Source organism: Pseudoalteromonas ostreae, from assembly GCF_018069805.1.
GTDB lineage: Bacteria > Pseudomonadota > Gammaproteobacteria > Enterobacterales > Alteromonadaceae > Pseudoalteromonas > Pseudoalteromonas ostreae.
The window spans coordinates 1-14,125 of sequence record NZ_JAGPYN010000022.1; the positions used below are offsets into that span (position 1 = coordinate 1).

Consider the following 14,125-nt stretch of genomic DNA (forward strand, 5'->3'; position numbering starts at 1 on the left):
ACTTGATCTAGCCCGAGCGTTGAACACCAAATAGCGGCCAACATACTCTCTTGCTCACCTTCAGGGGCAACAAACGTAGTGTCCATATTTCGTTCAACATTAGGTAAGGCATCTCGATTAACTTTACCGTTATGTGTCAATGGCAAATGTGTAAGTGTGACAAATACATCTGGGATCATGTAACTCGGTAAATGATCACGTAATATCTCTTTTAATACGTCATACTCGACTTCATCATCCGCGACAATATAAGCAACCAATTGAGTGCCTAATTCTGTCTGATCTGCGATTACAACCGCTTCATGCACCATGTCGATATTACATAAATTGGCCTCTATCTCACCTAATTCAATTCTAAAGCCTCGCACTTTCACTTGATGGTCTGTGCGCCCCAAATACTCAAGCTCTCCATCAAAGCTCCAACGGGCTAAGTCTCCGGTTCGATATAAACGCGTTCCCTCATCGCTAAATGGATTAGCAATGAATCGTTCAGCAGTCAATGTCCCTTGACTTAAATATCCCCTCGCGAGCCCTTCACCTGCGATGTATAATTCACCAGGTACACCTATTGGCATCAAAGTTAATGCATCACTCAACACATATAACTGCGTATTATCAATTGCATCCGTGATCGGCATAACATCTCTATGCTCACTCGAGTTGCCCTCAATATTAAATATTGAGCACCCAACAACGGTCTCGGTTGGCCCATATTCATTAATGATCTGAGCTTGTGGAAACATTGTTCTTAATTGAGCAACTGTTGCGCCCAATAGCTTATCCCCCCCCACAACAAAGCAATGTGCTTGCTCTGATGGAGTGAGTAATTCACTAGCAATAATGGCATCGATATGAGCGGGTGTTATTTTATATAACGTTGCCTCTGTATTGTGTTGTAAATGCTTAATGAGATTATTTAACTCTTCATCTCCTGACGGCAATAAAGTCACTGTATCACCACTATACAGCGGCACTAATAAACTCGTTACCGTCGCATCAAAAGAGAGCGTAGAGCTCACTAGACTTGATGATACATTTGGTAAATAGGATTTCTGAGCGTAAGATAAATAGTTAGATAATCCTTGATGAGTTACTGCAACCCCTTTGGGCTGACCAGTGGAGCCCGACGTGTAAATAACATAAGCTAAGTTATCTTGAGCAATATATGGACGTTGACACACATTGTCTGAAGCATATGTTATGTCCTGTAACACATGTACATTCAGCAGCTGCGCTGACTCAGCAAACTTTGCCGCAGAACCATCAGATAAGATCAACTTTAAAGCACTGCTTTTAACAATATATTCTACGCGATCACTTGGCAAATTAGGATCAATAGGCACATACGCCGCACCCGCTTGGTGAATCGCGAGTAAACTCACAACCATATCGACATTTCGACTAAAAATAACACCAACGCGATCTTCTGGAACAATATTTTGAGCCTGTAAGTAAGCACTGAGTCTATTTACTTGATGTACTAGCTGCCCATAGGTGACAACTTCATCCCTAAATCTAAGTGCGACTTTATTCGGATTATGAGCACTATGATAGTGTACATTGTCATGTAACAACGCTTTAGGTTGCTCACATTCATTACCGCGTCCAAGCGTGATCACCTTATCTACCACATCGCGCTTTAACACAGCCACATCGCTTACCGTTTTATCAGGGTGTAACGCAATCTCAGTGAGTATCGACATTAACCCATCAACCAGCGCTTGAACCCTAGTTTCACTATATAGTTCAACGGCATAATTTAAATATAAGGTCACGTCACCTTCAGCGTTTTCAATGGCCTCGAGTACTAAATCAAACTGTGCACTATTAGTTGGCAATGTGGCTTCACTAATGGTCAATTCAGACAGTTGTGATAATTGATTTTCCTCTCTTCTTTGGTAGTTGAGCATCACCTGAAACAAAGGTGAACGGTTAAGGTTGCGCTCTAAACCCAGCCCATCAACTAGCTTTTCAAATGGTAAATCTTGATGTGCTTGAGCACCTTGAAGACTCGTTGTAATCACTTTAACAACTTGTGCCAATGTCATAGCCGCTGATAACTCACTACGGATCACCTGCGTATTGACAAAAAAGCCAACAATGCCCTGACTTTCAGTATGCTGTCGATTCGCAATAGGCATACCCACACGGATATCGGATTGACCACTATAGCGGTGCAGTAAAATATGCCATGCACTCATCAATACGGCAAACAAGGTACTCCCTTGGCTTTTCGCATAATTATTTAACTGCGCTTTTAATGTCACTGGTATAGCGTGAACCGCTATACCATTGCTATATTCCTGCTGGTTACTCTGTAAGTCGGCAGGTAATTCTAGGACAGGATGTGAATCACCTAAATTAGCTTTCCAATATGCTAACTGTCGCGCATTTTCTCCTTCTTCCAGCCATTGTTTTTGCCAATGAGCATAGTCGCTGTAACGAGGTTGCACTTCTACTTCTAATACGTGTCCTTTTATCGTTGCTGAGTAAGCGGCTACAAAGTCCGCAATGATAAGGTTTACCGACCAGCCATCAGAAGCAATATGATGCATCACAACCACTAATTCATGCTTGTCGTTTGCATATGTCACTAAGCCAACACGCAATAATTGATCCGCAGTTAAATCAAAAGGTGTTCTCACTAAGCCTGATTTGAAGGCTTCTGGATCGGCATTAGGACTGGCACAATCTAAACGTTGAATATCTGCTTTAACATCATGCTCAATAACTTGCGTAACACTTGCATCTTGGTGTTCAACAAATCGGGTACGTAATGCGTCATGTTTTTCAAGAATGTAATCGAGTGCATTTTGCAGCGCAGTAAAATCCAACATCCCCTCTAAAATCAAACCACCAGTAATGTGATAAGCATCACTCTCTGGTGCTAACTTCCACAAGAACCATTGACGCTCTTGTGCATAAGAGAGCGTTTGATGCGCACTTTCAGCCCTAAGTAACGGTGAGATGGCGCTTCCATTTGACGTGAGACTCAGCTGTGCAAGGGCATGTAAATCGGTGCTGTCAAAAATATCTTGAACACTTAATGTAATATCATGTTTTTTTGCTAAAGCAATTAAACGTAAGCTGCTGATTGAATCTCCGCCTAAGGAAAAGAAGTTATCAAGACGCCCCACTTGCTCTATCTCTAACACTTCGCTCCATATCTGAGCAAGTAATGTTTCTCGCGCACCTTCGGGTGCTGCATAAGCTACTTGATTGTGTAGCTCTGTTTTAGGTAACGCCTTTCTGTCAATCTTACCGTTACTATTCGTTGGCAGCTCCGGCAATACCACTAAGACACTCGGTACCATATAATTTGGTAACTGCGTCGCTAACGTTGTTTTCAACGCCTCCACATCAGCCAAACACTCACCATGTCCAGATAGATATCCAACCAAACGTTTGCCTGATGATGTATCGTCCGCTATCACCACAGCTTCATTCACACCTGCTAGTTTTCTTAACTGGGCTTCTATCTCACCTAATTCAATACGGAAGCCACGGATCTTTACTTGGTGATCCGTTCTGCCTAAATATTCTAGTTGACCTTGCTCATTCCAATACACTAAGTCTCCAGTGCGATATAGTCTCGCACCATCATTAGAAAACGGGTTTGCGATAAAACGCTCTGCAGTCAAATCGGATCGATGTAAATAGCCACGAGCCAAACCAATACCGCCAATATACAGTTCACCGGCAATGCCAATAGGGCTCAATCGCAATGCACTATCTAGTACTAGTAACTCTATACCATCAATCGGCTTGCCAATAGGAACAGACAAGCTTGCATCTCCATGACAGCTGAAATGACTCACATCAACCGCCGCTTCTGTCGGGCCATATAGATTATAGATCTCAGTATTTGGTAACAGCTGTAACGCCTTTGCCTGCACTTCACTTGGCAGCGCTTCACCACTACATAAAATACGTTTGATACTCGTTGCGCTGCTAACTTCTTCATGGCTAATAAATGCCTGTAACATTGAAGGCACAAAATGTATGGTCGTCACTTGTTCAGATATAATCACATCGAGTAATTGGGTACTATCTTTATGTGCTTCAGGTTTCGCTACAACCAATTTAGCACCAAACATCAATGGCCAGAAAAACTCCCATACAGAAACATCAAAACCAAATGGGGTTTTTTGTAATACCACATCATCTACTGATAAGGGGTACACTGACTGCTGCCAAGCAATTCGATTGTAAATTGCTTCATGTGTGTTCCCTACGCCCTTAGGGTTACCCGTTGAGCCAGATGTATAGATCACGTATGCCAATTGGGCAGCATGCGTGGTCAAAATAGGTACTGCTACCTCATATTGCTCTAGCGCACCTGTTTCAACTGACAACATCGGGGCAATATCAGCAAGCTTGGGAAATTTCTTATCCGAGTTATCTGTGAGAAATAATGCCAAGCCACTATTCTTCGCTATATACTCAATACGCTCTATTGGTAGCGTAGGGTCAACGGGTACATACGCCGCCCCCGCTTTTAACACTGCCAATAAACTCACAACCATATCCACGCTGCGCTCAAACAATACGCCCACTTTGTCTTCGGCACTGACACCTTTTGCTAACAGACAATGAGCCAAGCGATTTGCTCGCGTATCTAACTGCTCGTAAGTAAGTGTCTTCCCTTCAAAGCTCACCGCTATTGCGGTGGGAACTCGTTGACTTTGTTCATGTATGATTTGCTGTATTGAGGTGCTAAATGGATGGCTTTCACGGCCCATATGCAAAGCAGCAAGTTGCTGTAGCTCTTGCTCAGCCAACAAAGGTAATTGCGACATAGGTTCATGAATATGCGCTAATACCTCACTTAACACCACATGAAATGTATGTAAACACTGCTGCGCAAATTCAGGACTATACAACTCATTTGCATACATCAAATTTAACGTCGTTTCTTGACCTACTTCTTCAATGACATCTAACTGCAAATCAAATGGCATACCAAAACGGTAAAACTCAAAGTCCTGCAGTGCTACACCACCCAGTTGTTGCAAACTCTTTTTATTACGACGCAGATAGTTGAACATCACTTGAAAAATAGGATGAACACCCGTTTGACGCTCGGGTTTTAACGCCTTTAGTAAATGTTCAAAGGGTAAATCCTGATTACCCTGTGCTATTTTTGCAATATGCGATGCTTGATCAAGCAACGAACTAAAGCTCTCATGATGCTCAATAGTCAATGGGATAGCTTGGGTATTAACAAAAAAGCCAACAAGATTAAATGTTTCACTTAGGTGACGATTAGCCACTGGCACCCCGACTTGAACACGAGTTGCATTAGCAAAACGTGATAAGAGCACTTGCCAAGCAGTCAGTAACACCAGATATGGCGTCACATTGTTTGCTTTAGCAAGTATTGAAACCTTATGCCATACCGGTTCATCCAATACTTGGATCTCGGTTTTAACACTATATTGCCCAGCATGGCGCGCTTGATTATTGGCAGGTAATCGTAGCGGCTCATCGGCTTGCAATAACTCCTGCCAAATCGTTAACTGTTTCGCATATAAATCTTGTTGGTCTTGCTTGTTTAACCACTTTGCAAAGCCCAGATAACCCACTTTTTCATCCGTTTCACTCAGCGCAGTCCCTTCACTCAAGGCTACGTAAATAGCGACGAATTCATCCAGTAGCTGCTGCATTGAAGTACCATCAGCAATAATATGGTGTAGCGTGACCAGCAAACTACTATCATTACCTTGGTTGACCACACCAACTCGTAACAATGGTCCTTCAACCAAGTCAAATGGCTGGACAACGACTTGCCTTAATTGTGCATTTCGTTGCGCTAAATCAGTCGCAGTTATTTCAAAAAAAGTGAAAGTCTGATCACCCCCATCAATTTGCCAAACATCCTGCAGCTCACCTTCTACAAATTTAATACGCAAAGCATCATGTTTCTGACACAACGTTTTAAACGCACTGTTTACACGACTGCTATCAAGTAAACCTTCAAAATGTAATGCTCCACCCAAGTTATATGTTGTATTTTCAGGATCTAACTTCCAAGCATACCAAAGAATTTTTTGAGCTGGTGTTAAAGGAACTAACTCACCATCTGCGATATGCTCTGAAATATGTGGGGCGACGCCAGAGTTTGCACCGCTGATCATCTGCTGTAGTTTATTTTTATCAGCTTCCGATAAAGAAGAAAGTTGTCTGTTTTTTCTGGTACGTCTTTGCCGTAACATTCTGGCTCCACTCAACATAAATTGGTTCGAATTTAATATGTGAGCTAGACGAATAGAAACCTGAAAAATCAAGCATTGTGGTGCTTTATTTTATTGTGTAACAGAGACAAAAGAGGAGCATGTTAGAACGTAAGATGTACGCTGTGGTTATTTTTCTCACAGCGTACATTAATAATAAAGAATTACAGATTATATGTCACAGAAAAACCAACTGTTCGAGGCTCTGTTAATTGACCAGAGGTAATTACACCCGTCACTGACGCACGCTCAATTTTCGTTTCATTCACTTGGTCAAATGCGTTATTAACATACGCATCTGCTCGCCAATTGTCGGCAATATAAGCGACTGAAAAACGTGTTTCAGTGTAACTATCCGTTTGATATAAATCTGACTGACTATTTTGTGCTTCTGCAGAATCCTTTCCTAGGATCCTGCTTTGATAAGCACTTGTATAGCGAGTATTCAAACTAAATTGAACATTATCTGTCAACCAATAATCAGCGCCAATACTTGCCGTCGCGCTTGGTGCCATCGGTAACTCTTGGCCTAAAAGGTGCTGATTATTGCTATTGGCTTTTTCAATACTAGTATGTAATGAGCCAAAGCTACCTGATAATGTCAGTGAATCTGTCGCCGCATAAGTTAATTCCGCTTCAAACCCATAACTTTTTACATCTTCAACATTGTGGATAATTGTATCATCTGGTCGACCTGATGCACCGATTCCTATAACTTGATAATCCGAGTAGTTATTATAGAAAATATTCGTTGCGAGATTTAATGTCTCACCCCATGATTTGCGCACACTGAACTCATACGTATCAACATACTCGGGGTCATAGCTGTATACTGAAAAAGAAATCCAACTAAAATCACCACCACCTGAGTTATACCCTTTGCGGAAGCTAAGACCAAGCGTTAGCTCTTCATCAACAGTATGTAAGTAAGCGATTTTTGGTAAATAAAGCGTCTCATCATTGGCAATAATAAATGATGCTCCGAATGCCGGTCTAAGTTCACGATGTTGCTTCTCTTTTTCAATTCGGCCACCTGCAATAATTTGGCCTTGTTCAGAAACACTCACCGTTACTTCACCATAAATAGCATCTGATGAAGACTCATCATCCCCTTCATAAACTCCTTTATTAAAGAAAGCTTGTTCACGATCATATTTATACACACCAAAGTGCCCACTTAAGCCATCATCAAAAGCAAAGCTAAATTTACCATCGATAGTTTGGTTTTCATCATCCATACGTACATGCCAGACAAGTGGGTATTGATGAAACTCGTAGCTATAATCAACATCTGACACCAATAATTCAATGTCAAAATTGTCACTTATCTCATAAGATGCTTTTAAATAAGTATGTTCACTATTTACTTCTTTATCACGTGCATATGACGTGTCGGTTTTCCTCGGTGATGAAATAATACGTTTAGACAGGTCTGGTCCGCCTAAACCCCAATAGCGGAATCCTTCTTCTTGCGAATCAACATAACTCAATAACATGTCCAACCCATCAACTTGTGATGGTGTCCATTGTAACTTAGCATTAATACGCGTCATACTAATTGGCTTTGGATCAAAAGGGTATGAATCACCGTCAGCTAACTGAAACTGTGAGTGGTGCTCTCTGTCAACATTTTGTACAGTAAAGCGATACGCGAGTTCATTATCAATAATAGGTGCGGACACCATAGCTGAAAGCTCTTTACTATTCGTTTTGCTGGCGTACCCCGCTCTTACAGCTGCTTCCAGTCTATCCATAGAAGGTGTGTTTGTGGTGATATAAACGTTCCCCCCCATGCTATTTCGGCCACTATTAGATGATTGTGGCCCACGTAATACTTCGATTTGCTGTACATCCCATAAACCAAGATCACCCGTTAATGTTGCGACAAATGGTTCTGAAACGCCATCGGTTATCACTGCAACACGCGCTTTAGCACCTGAAGTGAAAGAGTATGATCCCGTTGCAATACCTTCTCCTTTAATACCGCGGATGCTTGGTAAACTATCTGAAAAAACCACATTTGCAATATCCGACAAAATATCGACGTATGAATCTGATTGCCCATTGGCTAGCTCTTCACTCGTTATTACCGCAACCGAAGAGGTAGTATCTTTTAACGAGCGACCCGCTTTATCACCATAAACAACGATATTCTCAATCGACGTAAGTTGTTCTTTTTCATCTGCTGAAACAGCTGCCGACACAGCTAAGGCAACCGGAAACATACAAAATGCTAGTTTATTCATTATTTCATCCTAAATTATAGTAGTTAATCGAACGACAGACGAACTAAATAGAAAGAAATTTAATACAAATAGTAATTAATTTTATTATTATAATTCAATAGACAACGAGATAAAAAAGCCAGCCACACCTGTAAAAATTTAACCTCAAAAAGACATAAAAACACCACCCCACCGCTGTAATGTAAAATCAACAATAAACTGTATTCCAAATGATGGCGATATTGTTTAAATTAGCGCGTGAATGACGTTACATTTTTTCTGTTTCGAATCTGTCTATTTGAGCTAACTCATATAGCCCTTGGGTCATGGCTGGAAATAAACTCTGCTGAAAATTATTCCATCGCAATTCAAAAATAGTATCTGTAGGTGTAATTGGGGTATTTAATACATCGTGAATAACAGGACCTGAATCTATTCCTTGATCGATATAGTGCAGTGAAGCACCCGTTTTATCGACCACATCCGTGTCAATCATATCCATTGTTTTCCAATTTGTAACCTGCTTACCTTGCGCACCATATAAAGCATCAAGTGTCGCTGTTGCGCCTCTACGCTGATAAAGTGAACCTTCCCTTGTGATCCCTGGGTGAATATTGACGATACGCTTAGCATATGCGCTATCCTCACTAGCAAGTTGATCTAAGATCACAATGAGTCCATCTAATAACACGACATCAGCTCCTAGTTCATCCAACTTCTTCTCTAAACGTTGTTCAAAGTTCAGCTTACCTTCTCGCCAAGCTTGTGAGCCTCGTGATAATTTTCTATAACTTGAAGGAATACAACATAAGAGCTCATCAACATCCCTATTACCTACTTTTAATGTCTGCGGATAAATCCACTCGCCGTAGCACCCAATCCGTGAAGTGCCATAACCTTTTAATTTTTCACGATCCAATGTATGCGTTAAATCATCATCAAAAATAACAGCTTGCAGCTCATACTTATCACCCAATTCACTCTTGTTAAGTTGCTTAACTAAATGCTCTAACGGTGACTCCATATAACGGGTCCCCCCTTTATATTCAACCATTCTACCTGCCATATCTGCCGCTGCATTACGCAAAGAGCAGACATATACCAATTTTAGTTTTTCCATATTTTATTACCCTGTTTCATGTAGTTGCTAAATCATAACTCCTGTAACGGACTATGCTATACCACCTCTAGACGTTAAAAGCCCAAATCTATGCAGATTTGGGCTAGCATTTTCTTCTATGATGAAAGCTGCTCTATGAGCTTTCCTTCAATAATATAAGCCAAGTTATCAATACTCGGATCTTCAAAAAACTCCGCAGGCTCTAATTCAATAGAGAACTGCTGCTTTACCTTCGCCAACATTTGAATGGCTATCAATGAGTCACCGCCCAAGGCAAATAAACTATCAAATACCCCTATTTCATCAAAGCCAAGAAACTCGCGCCAAACAGCTACTAGCTTATGTTCAAGTTCACTCTCAGGTGCTTCATATTCGGTGTCTAAGTCTGGGCGTCCATGTCCCGTTGGCTTCGTTTTAGGGTTTAAAATCGCCCGCTCCGCCTCACGTGTTACGTGTACTAGTTGTGACCAACTCATGCTAGCGGCATACACTTGCGGCTGACCACTTGCAAAAATATCAGCCAGCATGGCAGCGCCAATATCACCTTGTAGTCCTAATCCCTCAGGCAAGTCAAACTTAGCGGCCATCCCGGTTTGAGCCCAAGCATCCCAGTTAATACTGACAACAGGGAAGTTATACGGTTGTTGAGCCAATGTATCTAAATACACGTTGGCCGCACAATAATCACTTTGCCCATATGCGCCCAATACGGAGGCCAAAGAAGAACACACAGCGAACTGCTGTAAAGCATGCTCTTTAAATACCTGTAATAAGTTCTGTGTACCTTGAATCTTGCTCGATAAGGTCACACTAGCGTGCTCCATTGACATTCCAGCAATGAAACCACCACCTGGTAGCCCGGCACTATGTACAACATGCGTGATCGTACCAAATAGCTGCTCAGCTGACTTTACAGACTGCCCAAGCTGTACGACGTCCAATACGTCAGCAGTGATCACCATTACATCAACATTTTTCGCCTGCAGTGATAATAACCCTGTTACCTGCTTACGCAGCTTGTCATCAGTATCACTGGCTTGTTGTAATGCTTGCCACTGAGACTCAGGTGCAAACTGACCACGAGTTTGCAAAATAAGTTTGTGACCTTGCTCACCTAGGTATTTAGCCAGATGTAACCCTACACCACCCAAACCACCGGTAATTAACGTTACACCCGACTCAATCGATGTATCAGCACTCGTAGGAATGGCTTGCTGACTAAGCACAAAACGTTGCTTACCACGATAAGCTATTTCATTATGTTCTGGCTTATCTTCCACTAAATCAGTCACCAATTTAGTCAATACATCTTCATTGAAGGCAATATCTGCATCTTTAAATTCAATCACACGTGTGACCGTATTGTGCTCTAGAGGCAACCCACGGGTTAGACCCAAAAGCGTGGCCTTTTCTGGTGATAAACTTTCATCGCCCAATACTGAGAACAACTGGGTAGCTAACACACTTAATCGCACATTAAAGGTCGCAACTAAGTGCTGTACCAGTGGCAGTAATGCCTCATAACCAATGACATCATCCGATTGTGCCGGCACAAAAAAGCGCGTATCTACAAAATGTGTTACCTGTGTATCATCCGCTAAATAAGCATGTAGCTTTTCCCAATGAGTGAGGTTTGTGTGATCAAAATTAATGTGGCCATTCTCTTGAATCGTAAACTCTGCATCACCTCTTTGTACTGCCCATAACATGGTTAATTGAGCGCCACGTTCAATAAGCGCCGTACTTAGTGCGCTGCATACATGAGAGTCTGAAGCCAATAATAAAAAGTGCTCTGCGCTCAAATCTTGACGCTTAACATGCAACGGCTGTTGCTGCCAAATAGGTTGCAATAATTGCGGCTGTAAACTGGATGACTCAGCTTCACGTGTCGCTGACACAGTTCGGTCTTGATTTACCTCAACCCAATATTCTTCCTGGCTAAACTGGTATTCAGGCAGTACTTTAGATGTACTCGGAGTCAACTCTCCAACATATTGCCAATCAATATTTAACCCTAACTGCCATAACGTTGCAGCCGTTTTAGCAAAAGGCGCGATGACGCCTTTCATATCGCGTACATGGGCAATAGAGTTTAACACCGTCAGCTCTTTCGGTATGCCCACTTGCTGCACCAATTTCTGCAGCGTATCACCTGGCCCTGCTTCAATAAGCACATCACAACGCTCAGATAACGTGTGCACCCCTTCTGCAAATTTTACTGGCTGACGAATGTGATCTAACCAGTATTGCACCGATGTTGCTTGTGCATTTGTGATCAACTGTCCGGTGACATTGCTCACAAACGCAATATCAGGCGCGCTTAGGTGGACTTTCTCTAAAGCGACTTTAAACTCCGGTAAAACCGTCTCAGTTAAATGGCTATGAAATGCATGAGATACATGGAGCCTTGTACAACTTATCTGTTCGGCTTTTAGTTGTGTTTGTAATGCACTTATCGCCTCTTTTGTCCCAGCAACCACGGTATTAGTCGGACTATTTAACGCGGCAATATCCAGCTCAGCAGTTAAATAAGGGGCAAGACTTTGCTCATCAGCCACGACAGATAACATCGTACCAGGTGCCATACCTTGAAGCGCTTCTCCTCTGGCCGTCACCAAGGTAACCGCTGTTTCTAATGACATCACATTTGCCAAACATGCCGCGACATACTCACCAATGCTGTGTCCCAACATGCCAGTGATCGTTACACCTAATGCCTGATATGTGCGCGCCATCGCATAACCCACAATAAATAATGCCGGCTGCGTCACTCGCGTTTGGTTCAGAAGTTGGTTCGCTATCAGAACTTGATCATCTTCAGGTGAAAATACCGTAGTAAGTTGCTGTTGTAATTGCTCAGAAAAATGACTTAGCGCTTCATTAAACACAGATTTAAAATACGCGTTATATTTGAGCAATGGCTGAGCCATAGTTACATACTGAGAGCCCTGTCCCGAAAACAACAAGCCAATACGCACATCCGTCGTTTTCATTGCCACAACGTCACGGCTTAACATCGCGACGGCTTGCTCGTGATCTTTGACCACAAATGCTTTTCTATAGGCGAGTGCGGCACGCTTTTGTTGTAATTGCGCGGCAGCTTCTGGAACAGTGTGTGGCTGTGCAACCAACATATTCTGAAGCGCAGCAACCTGATCATTCAGCCCATTTTTAGTCGCTCCACTCACAGGTAAGATATACCAGGGCGCTCGGCGTGTTAACTCTGCTGGTTCCGGTTGCTCCTGCAGAACATATTCTTCTAAAATAACATGCGCATTGGTGCCCCCCATCCCTAACGAACTAACAGCCGCCCTGCGAGGTGTATCAGTTTCCCATGCTTTTAATGTGTCATTGACATAAAATGGGCTCGTCGAGAAGTCGATTGCTGGGTTTAACGGCTTGGCATGAATGCTTGGGGGCAATTGCTTATATCGCAAAGCTTGAACGGCTTTGATCAAACCTGTGACACCCGCAGCTGAGTCTAAATGCCCAATATTGGCTTTAATCGAGCCAATGGCACAATACTGTTTTTTATCAGATTGATAGGCTTGGCTAAGAGCAGCAATTTCGATCGGGTCACCCAGTTTAGTACCTGTACCATGTGTTTCAATATATCCAATTGAGCTCGGGTCCACGTCAGCAAATTCAAGTGCAGCAGTCACCGCATTGGCTTGGCCTGTTACACTCGGTGCCGTATACCCAATTTTATCTTTACCATCGTTATTAACCGCTGAACCTCGGATCACAGCCAAAATACTATCGCCAGCATTGCGGGCATCTTCAACACGCTTCAATACCACTGCTGCACTTCCGCTACCAATTAAGATACCATCGGCATTTTCTGAAAAGGCACTTAACTGTCCAGTGGGAGATAAACTCCCCCCTGCGGGTGCATGATACCCCTGTTCGAATGCCAAATTTAGCCATACACCGCCAGCGAGTGCTGCATCACTTTCAAAGTTTTGCAGTGAACGGCATGCCATATGAACGGCAACCAACGAGGTTGAACAGGCTGTTTGTACGGTGACCGACGGGCCTTTAAGATTGAGCCCATAGCTCACCCGCGTCGCTAAAGAATCTTTATCATTACCGTTTGTTAAAGCTAACAAGCTCGTTATGTCATTTTGCGTGTTATTTGATAACAGATTTTGCAGTAAGTAACTCGGTACTCCACACCCAGCAAAGACGCCTGTTAAATTATTAGCACATGGTGTGATGCCTGCATCTTCCAATGCATGCCAACACGTCTGTAAAAAAATACGCTGTTGAGGGTCAAGTTGCTCAGCCTCTTTGGGGCTATAGCCAAAAAAGCCAGCATCAAACGCTTTAATCCCTGAGAACGGGATCCCTGCTTTAACATAGTCAGGATCCGCTAACGTGTCACTGTCTACCCCAGCGCCACGCAGTTGTTCATCATTATATGGTGTGATACTGCAATGTTGCTTCGCGATATTTTGCCAAAGCTCTTCGACGTTATTTGCATCAGGAAAACGCCCAGCCATACCAACGACCGCGATGTCTAATTCACTATATTCTCTGTTTGACAT

4 protein-coding genes are annotated in these 14,125 nt (G+C 42.6%); all 4 read right to left on the reverse strand.

Features of this window, described 5'->3' with window-relative positions; genetic code table 11:
• The coding region (locus tag J7338_RS16135; protein WP_210797993.1) for a non-ribosomal peptide synthetase at nucleotides 1–6,215 on the reverse strand (6,215 nt) is incomplete at its 3' end.
• Nucleotides 6,216–6,397: 182 nt separating this feature from the next.
• Entirely contained in the window at nucleotides 6,398–8,479 is a 2,082-nt protein-coding gene (locus tag J7338_RS16140; protein WP_210797994.1) for a TonB-dependent receptor, read from the reverse strand.
• A gap of 247 nt (nucleotides 8,480–8,726) precedes the next feature.
• Nucleotides 8,727–9,578: a formyltransferase family protein gene (locus J7338_RS16145; protein WP_210797995.1), complete on the reverse strand. Its 852-nt coding sequence runs from the start codon at nucleotides 9,576–9,578 to the stop codon at nucleotides 8,727–8,729.
• 116 nt (nucleotides 9,579–9,694) lie between these two features.
• Nucleotides 9,695–14,125 (reverse strand): type I polyketide synthase, encoded by a 4,431-nt coding sequence (locus J7338_RS16150; RefSeq protein WP_210797996.1) that lies wholly within the window; start codon nucleotides 14,123–14,125, stop codon nucleotides 9,695–9,697.

Excerpts from the sequence above, each read along its gene's own strand:
- J7338_RS16140 (WP_210797994.1), bottom strand. The coding sequence starts at position 8,479 with ATGAATAAACTAGCATTTTGTATGTTTCCGGTTGCCTTAGCTGTGTCG.
- J7338_RS16145 (WP_210797995.1), bottom strand. The coding sequence starts at position 9,578 with ATGGAAAAACTAAAATTGGTATATGTCTGCTCTTTGCGTAATGCAGCG.
- J7338_RS16150 (WP_210797996.1), bottom strand. The coding sequence starts at position 14,125 with ATGTCAAACAGAGAATATAGTGAATTAGACATCGCGGTCGTTGGTATG.